Source organism: Arthrobacter sp. R4-81 (genome assembly GCF_054792365.1).
In genome coordinates this window covers 2689372-2705427 of sequence record NZ_CP096445.1, presented here as the reverse complement: position 1 = coordinate 2705427, position 16056 = coordinate 2689372, and the positions used below count along the sequence as shown (strand labels likewise).

The 16056-nt window shown below is 62.4% G+C and carries 13 protein-coding genes; 5 read left to right on the top strand and 8 right to left on the bottom strand.

Features of this window, described 5'->3' with window-relative positions:
• The 4 genes from M1E05_RS12725 to M1E05_RS12710 form a co-directional block, all read right to left on the bottom strand.
• The gene (locus tag M1E05_RS12725) at positions 1 to 2475 is read right to left on the bottom strand and encodes a carbohydrate binding domain-containing protein (protein WP_461163160.1); all 2475 of its coding nucleotides are present in this window, start codon (positions 2473 to 2475) and stop codon (positions 1 to 3) included.
• 39 nt (positions 2476 to 2514) lie between these two features.
• The gene (locus tag M1E05_RS12720) at positions 2515 to 3426 is read right to left on the bottom strand and encodes a carbohydrate ABC transporter permease (RefSeq protein ID WP_461163159.1); all 912 of its coding nucleotides are present in this window, start codon (positions 3424 to 3426) and stop codon (positions 2515 to 2517) included.
• A complete protein-coding gene (locus M1E05_RS12715; RefSeq protein WP_461163158.1) occupies positions 3427 to 4302 on the bottom strand; it encodes a carbohydrate ABC transporter permease in 876 nt (291 codons plus the stop codon).
• Between the two features lie 82 nt (positions 4303 to 4384).
• Positions 4385 to 5692 carry an ABC transporter substrate-binding protein gene (locus M1E05_RS12710; protein ID WP_461163157.1) on the bottom strand — a complete coding sequence of 436 codons (1308 nt, stop codon included), beginning with the start codon at positions 5690 to 5692 and terminating at the stop codon, positions 4385 to 4387.
• Positions 5693 to 6056: 364 nt separating this feature from the next.
• Between M1E05_RS12710 and M1E05_RS12705 the strand changes: the two genes are divergently transcribed.
• Positions 6057 to 8012, top strand: coding sequence for an alpha-L-fucosidase (locus tag M1E05_RS12705; protein ID WP_461163156.1), 1956 nt, complete (start codon positions 6057 to 6059; stop codon positions 8010 to 8012).
• Positions 8013 to 8051: 39 nt separating this feature from the next.
• Here the strand turns inward: M1E05_RS12705 and M1E05_RS12700 are convergent, their stop codons facing one another.
• Positions 8052 to 9062: a LacI family DNA-binding transcriptional regulator gene (locus M1E05_RS12700; RefSeq protein WP_461163155.1), complete on the bottom strand. Its 1011-nt coding sequence runs from the start codon at positions 9060 to 9062 to the stop codon at positions 8052 to 8054.
• A gap of 861 nt (positions 9063 to 9923) precedes the next feature.
• On the opposite strand from M1E05_RS12700, the gene M1E05_RS12695 reads away from it, so the two are divergent.
• The gene (locus tag M1E05_RS12695) at positions 9924 to 10745 is read left to right on the top strand and encodes an alpha/beta fold hydrolase (RefSeq protein ID WP_461163154.1); all 822 of its coding nucleotides are present in this window, start codon (positions 9924 to 9926) and stop codon (positions 10743 to 10745) included.
• Between the two features lie 120 nt (positions 10746 to 10865).
• The gene (locus M1E05_RS12690; protein WP_461163153.1) at positions 10866 to 11138 is read left to right on the top strand and encodes a hypothetical protein; all 273 of its coding nucleotides are present in this window, start codon (positions 10866 to 10868) and stop codon (positions 11136 to 11138) included.
• A gap of 154 nt (positions 11139 to 11292) precedes the next feature.
• On the opposite strand, the gene M1E05_RS12685 is transcribed toward M1E05_RS12690, so the two are convergent.
• Together M1E05_RS12685 and M1E05_RS12680 are read right to left on the bottom strand one after the other, a co-directional pair.
• A complete protein-coding gene (locus M1E05_RS12685) occupies positions 11293 to 11784 on the bottom strand; it encodes an ester cyclase (protein ID WP_461163152.1) in 492 nt (163 codons plus the stop codon).
• A gap of 116 nt (positions 11785 to 11900) precedes the next feature.
• Complete coding sequence (locus M1E05_RS12680) at positions 11901 to 12536, bottom strand: cob(I)yrinic acid a,c-diamide adenosyltransferase (RefSeq protein ID WP_461163151.1); 636 nt, start codon at positions 12534 to 12536, stop codon at positions 11901 to 11903.
• Positions 12537 to 12642: 106 nt separating this feature from the next.
• Here M1E05_RS12680 and M1E05_RS12675 point away from each other — a divergent pair, with 106 nt between their 5' ends.
• Positions 12643 to 14346, top strand: a complete 1704-nt coding sequence (locus tag M1E05_RS12675) for a BCCT family transporter (protein ID WP_461163150.1) — start codon at positions 12643 to 12645, stop codon at positions 14344 to 14346.
• Between the two features lie 923 nt (positions 14347 to 15269).
• Here M1E05_RS12675 and M1E05_RS12670 read toward each other — a convergent pair.
• Positions 15270 to 15383, bottom strand: coding sequence for an LPXTG cell wall anchor domain-containing protein (locus M1E05_RS12670; RefSeq protein WP_461163149.1), 114 nt, complete (start codon positions 15381 to 15383; stop codon positions 15270 to 15272).
• Positions 15384 to 15861: 478 nt separating this feature from the next.
• Between M1E05_RS12670 and M1E05_RS12665 the strand changes: the two genes are divergently transcribed.
• Positions 15862 to 16056: a hypothetical protein gene (locus M1E05_RS12665; protein ID WP_458114298.1), complete on the top strand. Its 195-nt coding sequence runs from the start codon at positions 15862 to 15864 to the stop codon at positions 16054 to 16056.

Genomic DNA, 16056 nt, shown 5'->3' with positions numbered 1-16056 from the left:
TTAGCCGATGCGGGTCAGGCGCAGGTCATCGCATGCGCCGGCACTGGATCCGTCGTTCTTGAAGCAGTAGATGCTGGCGCTGGTGACGTTTGTTCCGGTGGTGAAGCGCACGCTGGCGGGAGCGAACGCTGACCCGCTCACACGCTGGAATGTTTCGGCTGAGCCCATGCCCTTGACGCCGAGGGAAATTTCTTCGCCCGGTGCTGCGCGGAGGAAACCGCTCAGCACGTAGCTGGCGCCTGGGAGCAGGCCCGTGATGCTTTGGTTGGCGCCACTGTTGGTGGCTGCGGTCAGCAGGCCGTAGGTTCCGGTGTTGGCCGCTGAGGTTGACACGGCTGCGCCGCCTCCGCTGAGTGTCCAGGGGGTCAGGGAGCCGCTTTCGAATCCCGGATTGTTGGCAAGGTTCGCGGGCGAGGAGATTGCCTGGACTGCGAAGTTGTCACAATACCCTGCTCCGCCGCCTGCGTTCTTGTAGCAGTAGATTGTTGCGCTGGTGTTGGACATGCCAGTGGTGAAGAACGCACTCTGCTGCGCCCACCCGGTTGAGGTAGTGCGGACGTAGGTTTCGGCACCGCCGAAGTCCTTGACCCCGAGTGCGATCTGCTCTCCGACCGTTGCAACCCTGAGGGAGGCATTGAGCATGTAAGTGGTGTTTGGGCTCAGGCCGTTGATGGTCTGCTGGATGCCGCTGTTGGTTGGGCCGGTTTGCACCGCTGTGGTTCCTGCCGCAGGTGATGCGCCCGTGGCCTGGGATGCAGTGCCATTGCCCGAGATCGTCCAGGAGGACAGGGTTCCGGTTTCAAAGCCGGGGTTTGAGACGAGTGTCCCGGTGCTTTCGAAGGCGCCGATGGTGGGCCTGGAGGGGAGGGGTGTTCCGCTGAAGTCCCTGCCGCCGTTGTTCGCGATTGTCACCCCGGCGTTGATGGCAGGGGAGGAGGGGCGGATCTTGAACGAGGCGGACCCGGCGGAGGTCTGGGCCGGGGTGGGCAGCGGCCCGGAAAGCTGCGGGTCCAGGGTGATCGTCCCGGAGTTCGCAGGTTCGGTGGAGTGCCGGTTCCCGTACATGATGTTGTTGGCGTAGGTGGAGCCGCTGGTCTGGACGTAACCGCCGGTACCGAAGTTTTGGACAAGGTTGTTCCGGAAAAGGAAAGACCCGGAGGTGTTCACGCCGCTGCGGCTGCCCACGACGTAGGTTCCCCTGTCGGAAGGAATGAAGATGGTGTTGTTGTAGATGTCCGGTTGGGCGGTGCTGCTTCCGGATTTGTTCGGGATCGAGCCGGCGAAGTGGATGACGTCACGTGGCCCGTTCCAGGCCGGCTGCAGAGGGCAGCCGGTGGTGTTGGCGTCGTCTTCGCTGACGTTGTAGCGGACGATGGTGCCGTCGGAGGGAACCCGGGAGGTGGGTTCGTTGGAGACGCTGATGGGCGGCATCATCAGGATGAACCCGCCGCGGTTGTTGCGGCCGTAGTTGTACTGGACGGTGGTGTTGTGGTTGCCCCAGTCCACGTCGAAGCCTTGGCCGTCGGCTTCGTTAACGTTGCACACCACACTGTTGCCCTGGACCAGGGTGTCGCTGGACCCTGCCATCCAGATCCCGGCAGAGGCGCCGTTGCAGTAGTGGCCGCTGGGCGGGCAGCCGTTGATGGACTTCGCGCCACCGAAGGCGGTGTCGTTGCCTTCGATCAGGGCTCCCTGGCCTTTGACGACGAGGATGTCATCGCCGCCGGAGTAGCGGATGGTGTTGCGCTGGATTTTCACCCCTGTACTTAGGCCGGTGCCTTCCCCGTCATGATCGGGGGTGATGGCGACGGCAATTCGGTCAACGTTTTCAAAGGTGTTGTCGCTGACCTGGATGTCGTTCCAGGTGGAGATGGTGCTGGTGTGGTTCGTCTGGACGCCGACGCCGGCGTTGGTGGAGTACCAGCCGCCGGACCAGCCGCTGATGTTGCGGATGGTCATGCCGGTGATCTTGAGGTGGTTGAGCGTGGTACCCGAAGAGTTAATGGCGAGGATCCCTGACCTGTAGTCAGGGCTGCTGGCCTGGTTGCGCAGTTCAAGGCCGCTGATCTCCCATTGCTGGACGTTCTGCAGCAGAATCACGGTGCCTGTTGCTCCGGCGGCGTCGAGGATGGGTTTTGCACCCGTACCGTAGCTGCCCAGAATGATGGGATTCCCGCTGGCGCCGGACCCTTTCGCGATGAGTTGGCCTGTGCACGAGGTACCGGCCCGGACGTTGATCCTGTCGCCCGCCCCGAAGGTCACGGCGTTTACGGAGCTCAGGGTGTTCCACGGGGATACCTGCGTTCCTGAGCCGTTCGCTGATGCCGAGCAGTCAAGGAAGTAGCTGCTGTTCACTGCACTGGCAGGGGCGGCCCCTGCCAGGCCTGCTGCCGCACAGATTGCCGTGGCTGTCAGTGTGGCCAGCAGGCGGACCCGGGAAGGCCTTCGCCTGAAGTAGCGGGTGTTCAACGGCATTGTCGATTTCCTTTCATCGGAGGGAGGTGGTGCGAGGTGTTACTTGACGGCGCCCATGGTCAGGCCGTCCACGACCTGGCGCTGGAGGAACATGAAGACGACCAGCAGCGGGGCGACGCCGAGCAGGGCTGCGGGGAACAGCACTGTCGGATCAATGGAGTAGGTGCCGATCAGCGAGTACGCGTTGACCATCACGGTTTTGAAGGCAGGGTTTTGCAGGAAGACCAGGGGAATGATGAGGTCATTCCAGATGGCGAGGGTCAGGAACGTCGCCAGAGTCGCGGTGATGGGGCGCAGCAGGGGGAAGAGGACGGTGAAGAAGATCCGGACCGGGCTTGCACCGTCCAGGGCTGCTGCTTCCTCGAGCTCGATGGGGATCTGACGGAAGAAGCTGGTGTAAAAGAAGATGGCCACCGGCAAGTTGAGTGCAGCGTAGGCCAGGATGACACCGACGTGGCTGTTCAACAGGCCAAGGTCGCGCTGAAGAAGATACAGGGGTGCGATCAGGACGAAGACAGGGATTGTTGATCCGGCAATGAAGAGCCGGTACACCCACGAGGTCCAGTTCCTTGACACACGGGCCAGTGGGTAGGCGGCCAATGCCCCGAGAAGGATGGTGGCCAGCAGGGAGAAGACCAGGATGAGGATGGAGTTCAGCAGCCCCAGCCCGTAGTTCATCTTCTGGAAGACAGCTGCAAAATTGTCCAGTGTCAGGGAGGTCGGGAACCCCAGCGGGTCGTTGGCGACGTCCTGACTGGTCCTGAGGGAGGTGAGCAGGGTGAAGAAGAACGGAACAACGATCGCGGCAACCACGATGACCAAGGCGATGTTCCCTGCCCAATAGGCGGCGGCACCTCCCGGGCGGGGGCGTCTGGGGAGCTGGGTTGCCCGCGGTTGCAGGGGTTGAGGGCTGAAGGTGGCCTCTTGTGCTTCTGTGATGGGGGCGGTCATTTAGATCAGGTCCTCTCGACGCCGCAGGATCGTTTGGGTTCCGGCAGCGAGTACGACCACGACAACCAGAAGGATGATGGCGATAGCGGTTCCGTAGGCGAAGGTGCCCTGACCGCCGAAAGTTTGCTGGTAAATGAGCAGGCTGAGAGTGGTCGATGATCCGGCCGGACCACCGCTGGTCATCACCAGGGGCAGCTCGAAAACCTTCAATGAACCGATGAGGGACAGCGTGACGTTGACAGTGAGTGCGGGGGCCAAAAGAGGCCATTCGACGTTCGCGAACTTCCGCCATCCCGAAGCGCCGTCCACCCGGGCTGCGTCCAGGAGCTCTCCAGGCAAACCGGTGTATCCGGCGAGGAAGATTGCGCAGGAGTAACCGGCGAACATCCAGATGTTCACCACCGCAATGGCCCATATTGAAGTGGAGGGATCCCCGAGCCATACCCGGGTCAGGGAATCAAGACCCACGCTGCGCAGCATCGTGTTAATCGCGCCGTCGCGGGCGTAAAGGTACGTCCAGACGAATGCAGCCATGACAGCGGACATCAGCGTGGGCAGGAGAACGAGGATGCTGGCCATCCGGCGTACCCGGAAGCGGTAGTACAGGGCCCGGGCCAGCCAGAGACCCACGCCGTTCTGAACAATCACCACAACGACGGCGTACAGGACGGTCCGGAGGAGTGCCCCGGTCACCACTGGGTCAGCGAAAGCATCGATGTAATTCTCGGCTCCAATAAATTTCCCCGGATTCCCGACCTTGCTGTTGGTCGTGCTGAGCGAGAATCCCTGAAGCAGGGGGTAGATCACGATCAGCAAATAAAGTGCCAACCCTGGTGCGAGGAAGAGGAAGGCCGTCATAGGCCGGCGATGGATCACGGGTTACTACCTTTGGAAGTCGAAATGGAAGCCAGGGCCGCGCTGCATGAAGCAGCGCCGCCCCCGGTTTGACTGCTGCGGTTTACTTCTTGTCCCGCAGCTTGTCGAGGTCCGACACGTACTGGTTCACATCCACTTGGCCAAGCCAGAGTGCCTGGGTTCCCTGCTGCATTTGCTTCTCCCCGGCGGCTGTAAACCAGCTGTCCGAGGGCAGGATGCGGTAGCGCCCTGCGTCGACCGCTGCCACGAAGTCCTTGGTGGCCGGCGTGCTGGGGGTCTTGCCGTCCTTGAACGGGGTTACGGCGTTCTCCGCCTCGACGAACGGAGCAGCATTGGTGCTGTCCGACCAGAAGTCCACGTACTCCTTCGCGGCGTCCTTGACCTTGGACTTGGCGTTGATGCTCCACATGGTGCCGACAAACAGGTTGGCCGATGACTCCTGGCCCTTGTCGCCGGCCGGCCACGGGATGAACACGCTGTTGATCCCGGCCTTGGTTACAGCTGACTGGTTCCATGCACCTTGGAACCAGAAGGCACTCTTGCCGGATGTGAAGTCGGCCAGGCCTTGTCCCCACTCATCAACTCCAAGTTCGGTGGAGAAATCCACGAATCCCTTGCTCTGGAGCTCCATCATCTGATCAGCTGAGCTTTTCCAGTCGCTGAAGGAAGCTGACCCGTCAAGGAACTTCTTGTCCCAGTCCGGGTCATCCTGGTACACCTTGGTGGCCGCGATCGCGTTGACGACTGATGCGCCGGTCCAGCCGCCTTTGTTCGGCAGCGAGATCGGTGTGATCCCCGCGTCCTTGAGTTTTTGTAATGCGGCCACGAAGTCGGGGTAAGTCGCTGGGACCTCGTTTACCCCTGCCTTCTTCAGCAGATCCAGGTTCGCGTACAGATCAATGCCGATCAGTTCCATTGGCAGCGCGTACGTCGTGCCTTCTTCCTGGATGAAGGGGCTTACTTCCGGGATCACCGAGTCGGACCAGTCGTTGCCGCCGAGGTCCTCCAGGTACCCGGCGGAACCCCAGTCCTGGACTTTGCTGGAGTCCGTCATAATGACATCGGCGCTGTTGCCGGCGAGGAGTTCAGGTTGGACTTTCTGGGTGTAGGCATCGTTGCCCGGCACGTATTCGAACTGCACGTCGATATCGGGGTGCGCTTGCTCAAAGGCGGTGTTGACCTTCTCCATGTTGGCCGGTTCAGCATCGCCGCCCTTCCAGCCGTACACCTTCAAAACAGTCTTGCCATCACTGGCGGTCGCGGCTCCGGACTGTGAAGAACAGCCCGCAACACCAACCACCGAGGTCAGGGCGATAAGGGCAACAGCGATACGGCCGGCACGCCGGACCTTCGCGGTTACGGTGGCCGAGGCCAGAGACTTGGAATCCATAATTTCTCTCCTTCGAGACATTTGTCACGTTCCAAACACGAAGACTTCCCCTATTGGGTTCGTCTGCGTACGGGGGGTTTGTAGCGTTCCAAACGGATGTTTCTAGCCTCGGGAGGCTATCAAATGACTGACTGAGGGTTTGCACCGTTCCAAACCGTGATTTACATCATGATTGTGCTGTCGTGCCTTGTCAAGGCCCGGAGCGGACCCAAGAGGCACAGACATCATATGTTACGAAGCTTCTTACACCTTTAGCGGCGAGATCCATACTTGATATGCTGCAAATTGGCCATAACATCGGATGTATTAGACGGGTGTTCAGGCTACGACCCCGGGATCGCATAATCAACATGGAGCAATGACAATGACGCAAAATCGCCCGGACCTTCTCGGTGCGGCTGGTGCCTCTGCTGCGGGTCTGATGGCCACCTCCGTCGGTGGCGGAGTATCACCAGCCACAGCAGCTGAGGTCCTGGCAACAGGAACGGGGTGGGACACGCAGGCTCTGCTGCAGAAGCTGGTCGATATGCGTTTCGGGATGTTCAACCACTTCAACCTGGGCACCTACACGAACGAGGAGTGGGCCGCGCCCAACCAGAATCCTGCGATCTTCGCACCGCCGTCGGTGGATACCGATCAGTGGGCCGATGCCGCTCTTTCGGCGGGGATGAGCTACGGGGTGCTCACCACCAAGCACCATGACGGATTCGCGCTGTGGCCCACCAAATACGGCACGCAGAACGTCATGAACTCGGGCTACAAGCACGACGTCGTCAGGCAGTACGTGGACTCGTTCCGCTCCCGGGGCCTGAAGGTGGGCTTCTACTTCTCCATCTGGGACCGTACCTATCCCGTACAGGCCACCGGCGGATACCATGTCAGCGACCCCGCGGCCGGTGTCGACTCGCCCCAGATCACCTATGTGCTGAACCAGCTCAGAGAACTGCTCACCGGCTACGGCGAGATCGAAGTCCTGATGCTCGATGGCTACGCCTGGCAGATGGGCCACCAACAGGTCCCGATGCAGCGGGTCCGCGACCTGGTCAAATCCCTCCAGCCCAACTGCCTCATCATCGATATCTGCGCGGTCCTCACCCCCTGGCTGGCCGACGGGATCTTCTGGGAGGAACCTTTCGGGATCACCGCGCCAGCCGGGAATACCTGGGCCGGGATGCAGGGCCAGACCATCAGCAACGGCTGGTTCTGGCACCCCTCCACCCCCACCGAGGCACTGATGTCCAGGGACGCCATCATCACCCACCTCACCGAACTCGAATCGAGGTGGACCTCCTTCATCCTGAACTGCCCACCCAACCGCAACGGCAAGCTGGACCCCAACGTGGTGGCCCGTCTCGCCGAAGTCGGCGCGGCCTTCTCCCCCAACCCGCGCGGCGCGCTCCCCGCCCAGCCCCTGCGCGCCGAACACCTGATCACACCCGTGGCCGCCCACGCCACAGCGTTCCGTGAGCCGGAACCCCCGTACTACGCCATCGACGGACGCGCCGACAACAAACTCCAGACCTGCTGGTCCACCTGGCCCGGCACCGGCGAACTCGCCATGCCCGTATCGATAACGCTGGATCTGGGCGGTGTGTACACCGGTGTGACCACGCTGGAGTACCTTCCCAAGCAGTGGTCCCGCGAAAACGGCACCGACGGCGACGTGACCTCCTACGAGGTCTCCACCAGCGCCAACGGCGTGACCTTCACAACCGTCGCCTCGGGCACCTGGGCCACCGGCCCCACCCCGAAGCTCGCCGAGTGGGCCCCCGTCACCGCCGGATACATCCGGTTCACCGCGAAGGCAGGCTCCGGCGGCTACACCAACGTCGCCGGCCTCCGGGTCGGCGGCCGCACCGCAAAGCCCGCCCGCCAGTCCTTCGCCGTCGCCCCCAACCGCGCCTACAAACTCATCAACCCCGCCAGCGGGAAGGCACTGACCGTACTCAACGGCTCCACCGCCAACAGGGCCGCCGTTGTCCTGGCCCCCGACACCAACGCGGCGAACCAGCGCTGGACGCTGACCACCGACGTCGACGGCTACTACAAGCTAAGGGACGCCAACAGCGGAAAGGTCCTCGAGATCGGTTTCCGCTCACGGACCATCGGCGAGAAGGCAGCGATCTATACCAGCGCCAACGTCCTGCAACAGCAATGGGCAATCACGCCCATAAGTAACGGAAAAGTGGCCCTTACCAACCGCTTCTCCACCTATGCCCTCGGCCTCACCGGCGCAGCCACCACCGACGGAACCACCACGGAACAACAGCTCTACCGAGGCTCCGCCCACCAGCAATGGGCACTCGTCGACGTCACCTAAACCGGCCTCAGCCCGACGAGGCCCGCCGGACAACGCGGATCATGCACCGGTCGATGACCTGACTACCAGCCGGAACGGAACGTCGACCTGCTGGGGCGGGGAGAGAGGGTCCTTGAGCCTGGCGCTGAGGAGGGCGAAGGCTTTGTCCATCATCCAGGTCCGGTCGATGAACACGCTGGAGAGTGAGGGGTTGGCGAATGACGACTCCTCGATGTCGTCCACGGCAACGATGGCCACCTCGGCAGGTACTGCGATGCCGCGCTCAGCCAGGGTTTTCATGGCGCCTAAGGCCAGAAGGTCATTGGCGCAGAAGATGGCGTCGATTTTGTCGCCCCGCTCCAGGAGGGCAGCCATGGCAGCCTCTCCATCTCGGCGTGTCCAGTCCTGGACGTAGCCGATCGGCGTTGCTTCGACGAGCCCGGCTCCTGCCAATGCCTTATGGAACCCCTCTTCGCGCTCGGAAACGACGAAGGGGTCCCCGGTGTCTTTGTGTCCGATCATCGCCACGTGCCGGCGCCCCTGCTCAATCAGATGCTGGGTTGCCAGCTTAGCGATGGCAACTGAGTCGATACCGACCCGGTCCACACTTTTGAGCTTGGAACGCTCTCCGAGAAGGACCAGGGGCATCCCGCCGCGCCGTTCCTCAATCTCCTCATCCGTGATGGTGGAGGGGCTGAAAATCAAGCCGTCAGCGGCCCCCAGGTTCCATGCGTCAGCAACTTCCCGCTCACGCAGCAGATCATTATCTGTCTGCTGAACAATGAGCTTGAGCCCGTGCCGTGAGGCTGCAGCTACAGCAGCTCTCGCAACTTCGGCGAAGTAGGGCTGGGCAAAGTTTGGTATGGCCAGGGCCACCACGCCGGTGCTGCCCGTGACCAAGTTCTGCCCGATGGCCAACGGCCGATACCCGAGCTTCTCGATCGCATCATAGACCCGCTTGCGAACCGACTCCCTCACGTGAGGCTGGTTCCGGATCACATTTGACACCGAGCTCTTGGAAACACCTGCCTCAGCGGCAACGTCATGAAGGGTGATCCGCCCTCTAACCATCACACACAACCTTTCTGCTGAATCGAGACTACCAACATCTTGGTGGAACGTTCCATACGGCAGGGTCATGTTGAAGGGCGCCGCGAATTTCCGATGTTTGAATTTGTGGCAGCTCCGTTTTGGTAGCCGAAAGAGCCCGCTGCTGTAACTGGCATGCACGGTTATTCGTCAGCCGGGAGTTAGGACCGTCTTTTGACGGGCGTGGCGAAGCTTCTGTGCTGAACCGTACCTAATAGGCGCTACCGTTGTGCAATGCCCCAAGATTCCGTCAGCTGGCGAGAGCGCGATGCGGCCGAGCGGAAAGTGCTCATCAACGCATGGGAGGAGGGCTATGTGCGTGATCTCCTTCCCCGAACTTTGTAGGTATGAAGGACGGCATGCAGCAGGACCACCCTGAGCTAGAGCTGTCGGCGGCTCGTCGGACGCTTCTTCGGTTGATCAATATCGGACTGGTTGGAACCTACTTCCTGGACTCGGACGACTTGCTGACAGGCAAAGCCGCATGGACTCCATCGCGTCCTCTGAAGCGTGGGATACCCCGGACAGCGGCGGACTTTGTCTCTTCCGGACGCCACTCGGGCAGCAAGCGCTAGGAATCGGTTGACAGGAAGTAGGCACCTCGGTCACCGGTCAGTGCCACATGCTACTCCCGTGCTTTAAGTGCCGATAATGGAGATTCGTCAAGCTGTTCCGATGGCGTCAGGTGAGGCGCAGGACGAAGTGTGTTCTGGCCCTTGAGGGGTCAAGGCGGGGAGGACTTGTGCGGCGTTGACGGGGATGGAAACGGAGGGCGGCGGCCACAGCATTCAGGACAGGCACCGCGCCTTGTTTCTGGATCGTTGTTGCTCCTACGCTGAAGCCATGCCCATCTTGATGGCGAACGGTGTCGGCCTATATTACGAGGTCCACGGCGAGGGAGTGCCTGTCCTGGGCATCCACGGCACGCCCAGTTCGGCGCTGATGTGGGAAGACGCCGCCGGGCGGCTCGCCCGTAACAGCAGGTGCATCATCTACGACCGCCGGGGCTTCTATCGCAGCGGACGGCCCGATCAGTTAGGCGCCGTCGATCTCGCCGATCACGTTCAGGACGCGGCCACGGTGCTGGAGGTCTTGTCCGCAATCCCGGCGGTGGTGATCGGTCGCAGTACTGGCGGTTTGATTGCGCTGGAACTGGCTCGCCGCCACCCTGAGATGGTCAGGACACTCGTGCTGCTCGAGCCAGCAGTGTTGACACTGCATCCGGACGCTGCGGCGTGGGCGCAGCAGCTGCGTCGGGCGGTGCTGGACGCAGCGGAGGAAGACCCCTCTTCAGCCTCCGAAGTCGTGTTCCGGGAGGTGCTAGGTGGTGAGGCGTGGGAATCGTTCCCCGGCCCGCTACGCGAGCACTTCACTGCAGCAAGCCCTGCCGTGCTGGCCGAGATCAGGGGCAGAGGCCTGGACCTGAGCCGGGCGCCGCTGGAGTTGAGCGAAGCGGACGCCGGTCAGATACGGCAACCGACCCTGGTCGTTTCCGCGGAGGACTCCCCGGAAGCCCTTCACGCCGTCAACCGGCGCCTGGCCGATCTGCTGCCCAACGCGGAGACGGCACTCGTGGCGGGCGGACACATCATTGATCCGGCCGGGCCCGCCGTGCTGGACTTTCTCCGCAGGCATCTGCCGCCCGGATCACCTGGGCAGGCCTGAACGGACTTGCCGGGTCGCTGACCGGCCCCGGGTTGCCTTTCATTGTGCAAGGAGTTCGCTGCAAAACGCCCCGGTCGAAAGGATCCGCCTGCCTCCGCGCCCTTTAAGGCGCTGAGCTCGTTGACAATCGCAGTCCACCCTGTGGTGCTGCGCGAGGACTTTATCCGCGGAGAACTCCTGGAACCGTTCCGGCGGCCGGGAGCGCTGCTTGAAGGTCTGCGTTGTAAAGACCGCGGGCAGAGATCTGCGGCCCCAGCCATCCGGCATCCCGCAGCGAAAACCCGCACAGTCTTTTGCCTGCATCTTCTTGGACAGCCGCCGCCGGCCCGGAAGCCTGCTTTCGTCGTCATCGATCTCCAGTTCGGTGCTGCTGGTCAAGCGGGCCGGTGGTGACCGGGGATTATGTTGGCATCGACAGGAGTGTCGCTGCCCGGTGATGTCGAGCTCATTGGGTGCGGAAGGCTGTCATCGCCGCCTCCCGGCACCGGGGGAAATCGGATGGAGCGACCACGGTATGCCGCGGTTTCCCTCGGTTCTACCAGTGCATCTAGGTTAGGCCGAGTTGCTCTTGCTGGCTCGCCAAATCGTAGTAGCGGCGTTCCTCAATGATCTTGCCGGACTCGTCCAGGCGGCTGAAAAATGCCATGGGGAATTCCAGCCACCGGCCCGTTGCCGGGATCTCTTCTGCGCCAGGCAGCTGGATGGACCCGTTGTGGGTACCGCTGATTTTTCCCTCGGCAGCGACCATGCGATCGTCGACAAGCATGCTGGTCAGAGAGAATTCAAGGTCAGGAAAGGCCCTGAGGAACGTCGCCACGTCCTGTTCTATCGCGGCGCGGCCGCGCAGTGGCTCGGGATACTGGGGATCGACGACGACAGCGTCATCTGCAAAGTAGCTGGCAAAGGTAGGGCCGTCATGGGCGTTAATGGCCCGTGACTGCGCCTCAAGGGTCTGCCGGCCATCCATCGCTTGGTCTCGGCCCTCTTCGTCATGGCTCTGGGTGGTCAGTAGAGTCGTGATGAATCTACGAATGAACATGTGCTTGCTTTGCCGTGGACGTCGACTCCGGCGAAATCCGGCTCAGCACCGAACTGCCGCCCACACGCCGAACGAGCCCACCGGCGTCGAGGGCTGAGCCGCCGGTCCGCCGGTTCCTACTCGTCGGGGCTTTGGGCGGCGGCGGTGTCAGTGCCAACCGGCTGCACCGATGCCTCCGGGATCCACACGATATCCCCGTGCTCGGCATTGGCCCCGCGCGCCAGGACGAACAGCAGGGACGACAAGCGGTTCAGATAGCGCGCGGTCACCGGATTGACCGTATCCGGATATTCCTCGACGGCGATCCAGACCGCCCGCTCGGCGCGCCGGACCACGGCCCGGGACATATACAGCAGCGCCGCCCCGGCAGTGCCGCCGGGGAGCACGGTGCCGCTGACGCCATCGGAATCCGCGGCGAAATGTTGTGCGGCACGTTCCAGCCGGTCGATATGCCCCTGGACAATCCTTGCCCGCGCCGGCTCCCGCCGGCTTAACGGGACGGAGAGGTCCGCCGTAAGATCGAAAAGGTCGTTCTGCACGCTCGCCAGCATGGATGTCAGGTTGGTTGGCAGACCGCCGATAGCGACGGCGACGCTGATGGACGCGTTGGCTTCATCGCACTCAGCAGAGGCGGCAACCCGTGCATCCCGCTTGGCCACGCGTCCGTGGCCGCCGAATTCCGTGTATCCGTCGTCTCCGTCCCGCGTGTAGTCAGCGGGCTCCGGGGCTGGGGATTCTTCACTGGCAGTCATGCCGGCAACTATACTGACGAAGGACACGCGGCGAACAACTAGCTATCCTCCCGGACGGTGGACTGCACAAGGACCCGGCATAGCCCACGATTTTGTGAGGAGTCCGATGAACCATCATTCAAACGACGACCAGGACCTGGAGGAGCGGCTGGGGGAACCCGCATCATTGCCGCCGGCCCAGGGCTGGGCGAGCGTTGACAAGACGGTCTTCGGCGTCTCGGCCGGGATCATTCTGGTGCTCATCCTCCTCGGCGTATTCTTCACGGACGCCGTGGGGGACGGCGCCGCGGCGGCCCTGTCCTGGATCACCAGCACCTTCGGCTGGCTGTTCATCCTGGGCGCCTCCGGATTCGTCGTATTTTCCCTGGTCCTGGCCTTCGGCCGCTACGGACGGATCCCACTCTCCTATGAAGGCGAAGCGACAGAATTCAGCACCCTCTCTTGGGTCGCCATGATGTTCAGCGCCGGCATGGGGATCGGACTGATGTTCTACGGTGTGTACGAACCCGTCACCCATCTGGCTTCCCCGCCGCCCTTTGTCGACGTCGCGCCTGGCAGCCCGGAGGCCGCCAGGACCGCCATGGCCTACACGATGTTCCACTGGGGTCTGCATCCCTGGGCGATTTATTCCGTCGTCGGGCTGGCGCTGGCCTATTCCACCTATCGGATGGGCCGAGGCAACCTGATGAGCGCCCCGTTCCAGTCCCTGTTTGGCCGGGAACGCATCGAAATGAGGGGCTGGGGCAAGCCCATCGACGTCTTGGCCATCATCTGCACCAAATTCGGTACCGCCACGTCGCTCGGTCTCGGGGCGCTGCAGATCGCTGCGGGCCTAGCGCTGCTGCGCACCGGCAAATTCGAGGAAGACCCCACGGCCGCGGTGCCGATCATCGTGATCTGTGTGCTGACCGTCGGCGTGGTGATCTCCGCCGCCAGCGGTATCTCCAGGGGCATTAAATGGCTGAGCAACACCAACATGGTCCTGGCCGGAGTCCTGCTGCTGTTCGTCTTTGTGGCCGGCCCCACGCTCTTCATCTTGGATCTGCTGCCCTCTGCCATCGGTGCCTACTTGACCGAGTTAGTCCCGATGAGTTTCCATTCGGCTGTTTTCGGAGGCAGTGACTGGCTGGCCAGTTGGACCATCTTCTACTGGGCCTGGTGGATCTCCTGGACCCCGTTTGTCGGCACTTTCATCGCCAGGATTTCCCGCGGGCGCACTATCCGGGAATTCGTCCTGGGCGTACTGCTGGTGCCCACCGCCGTCAGCATTGTGTGGTTTGTCATCTTCGGCGGAGCCGGCATGAACCAGCAGCTGAACGGCGTGGACATCGCCGGCACCGGCAGCGAGGCGGCAGGGTTCTTCGCAGCCCTGCAGAACTACCCTTTCTTCATCGGGGCGGCGCTGGTCGTTATGGTTCTGACCGCCGTTTTCTTCATCAGCGGTGCCGACGCCGGCGCCCTGGTTCTGGGGACCTTGTCCACACGCGGCAGCAAGCATCCCTGGAAGCCGCTGGTGATCTTCTGGGCCCTCCTCACCGGCGCCGTGGCCGCGGTCCTGCTGGCCGTCGGCGGGCTCGCCGCCCTGCAGACTTTCACCATCCTGGCCGCCAGCCCGTTTGTGCTGATTATCATCGGGCTCTGTGTCGCACTGTACGCTGACCTGCGCCGCGACCCGCTGCGCCAGCGCCGGCTCGGCCCGGTTCGGGGAACGACGGGGCTGCAGGCAGCCGTCCCCTTTAGCGAGGCGGCCATGGTCGAAGCGGAAGAAGGTGCCGAAGCGGCCGACGACGACGGAAGCGGGACAAAATAGACACCTTCACCGCCCGCTTGTGGAAGCGGATCTCGGCCGGATTTGCCCAGGGCGCCCCTCTTGTTGGGCGTCAGCCGAGCTGGGCGCGCCGAGAACCAGGGGCAGCGGAACTATGGAGCTGCCTGAGTGGGCCACTTCCGCCCACTATGCTCCGACGTCGCGCCTGTGCAGCGCAAGTGCGCTGAGCAGGACCAGTGCCGCCGAGATGCTCCAGCGTCGATCGGGGTCTCGAGGGTGGTCACCCCGTTGATGTGGCTGTAGGTCCCGGTGAGAATCGATGGACGGCCAGGAGAGCAGAGCGCGTTCGTCGCGAAGCAGTTTTTCAGCATCCAGCTATCGCGGAGGGCCGATTGGCGGCAAGCCCGGTCCGGAAGACTCTTGGAGCAGAAAACAGAACAGCCCCACCCCCCTGTCTGGGGAAACCGGGAGCTTCGGAAGCAGCGTCCTGGAGTGAAATGGAATGTTGAAGCCTGTGCTCTATTGGCGCCGATAACCGGGGGCTCTTGTCATCTCGAAGGGGATATCCGGGGATGCCATGCACAGGTTGGCCTTCAGGATTATGAATGGTCCCTGATGGCAAATACTCATTGAGACAAGGGAATGTGATGCTGGGCAACTGATGAACCATCAGCCCTCTGTCGAGGAGACCGACGAAGCCGTACCACATGATGGATAAGACGGCAGCAAAGCAAAAAGCGTCTCCACGGTTTCGACATAGCCATTGCCCCCATGGGTAGGACTTCTTTCTTCCCGTGTTGATCTTGGTCTGTGCTGGTTCGCGGGTCGCTCCCACCGGAGGGGACTCCAACGATCAGGAGAGCGGTGCTGTTCGTCGATCGGGCCGCCATGGCATGGAACAGATACAGGCCTCTTCGTCAAGGAGGCCTGCATCTGTTTTACGGTTGGTTTGTGCCAGTGCCGCTTTAGGTTAAGGGGAGTGCCCCTTCCTCTTCCTGGCTGGCTTTGCGGCGGCGCACGAGGCTCAGGCTCCCGCCTGCTGCCAACTGTAAGCCTGCGAGGAGCAGGAGTGCGTTCATGGCGGGAGATCCCGTGTTGGCCAGGGGACTGGCAGCCGGTGTCTCCGGGAGCGCGGGGGGTGTGACCGGGTTGGTGGTGCAGAGCGGGCTGTCGTGAGTGCAGTTTGCATCAGCGCCGAGGGCGTTATGAGCATGCCGGCGCTGGGCGTATTTCGGCTTTTGGCGGTTCGAACTGGACGATGGAGAGGTTTGATGAAGCCAATGCCTGGGCGGCCGCGAATGGCAGGCGGCCCCTCACAGTTCTGAGCAATTACTTCGGCTTGGCGGAGGCCTACGATGTCCCGTGGGCCGGATGCCGCACTGCTACCGACCCGGAGTCCAAGCGTTGGCTCACAAACGTGACGTTGCGCTCCTGCCCTGATCTTCCCAGGCCCGCGGGTTTTTCGCCCGCGCGAACCCTGACAACCTCAGTGACCCCGATCTCGTACGTTGTTTTTACGGCGATGCGAACTTTGAACGGAAGCGCCGGGCTGAACAGTTGGCAAATGAATTCGGAGTGCCGGCTACGGCCGTGGCGTTGCCCTACGTGCTGGCCCAGCAATTCCCAACCTTTGCATTGGTTGGGCCACGGTCAATCGCAGAGTATCGCGGCACGATGACGGGTCTGGGCATCGAACTAAGTGAGCAGCAAACGTCGTGGCTGGATCGACGCAGCGGGCCAAACGAGCGTTAG

Bases quoted from the DNA above. Each gene is read 5' to 3' on its own strand.
- M1E05_RS12725 (WP_461163160.1), bottom strand. From the start codon at position 2,475: ATGCCGTTGAACACCCGCTACTTCAGGCGAAGGCCTTCCCGGGTCCGC.
- M1E05_RS12720 (WP_461163159.1), bottom strand. From the start codon at position 3,426: ATGACCGCCCCCATCACAGAAGCACAAGAGGCCACCTTCAGCCCTCAA.
- M1E05_RS12710 (WP_461163157.1), bottom strand. From the start codon at position 5,692: ATGGATTCCAAGTCTCTGGCCTCGGCCACCGTAACCGCGAAGGTCCGG.
- M1E05_RS12705 (WP_461163156.1), top strand. From the start codon at position 6,057: ATGACGCAAAATCGCCCGGACCTTCTCGGTGCGGCTGGTGCCTCTGCT.
- M1E05_RS12700 (WP_461163155.1), bottom strand. From the start codon at position 9,062: ATGGTTAGAGGGCGGATCACCCTTCATGACGTTGCCGCTGAGGCAGGT.
- M1E05_RS12695 (WP_461163154.1), top strand. From the start codon at position 9,924: ATGCCCATCTTGATGGCGAACGGTGTCGGCCTATATTACGAGGTCCAC.
- M1E05_RS12685 (WP_461163152.1), bottom strand. From the start codon at position 11,784: ATGTTCATTCGTAGATTCATCACGACTCTACTGACCACCCAGAGCCAT.
- M1E05_RS12680 (WP_461163151.1), bottom strand. From the start codon at position 12,536: ATGACTGCCAGTGAAGAATCCCCAGCCCCGGAGCCCGCTGACTACACG.
- M1E05_RS12675 (WP_461163150.1), top strand. From the start codon at position 12,643: ATGAACCATCATTCAAACGACGACCAGGACCTGGAGGAGCGGCTGGGG.
- M1E05_RS12670 (WP_461163149.1), bottom strand. From the start codon at position 15,383: ATGAACGCACTCCTGCTCCTCGCAGGCTTACAGTTGGCAGCAGGCGGG.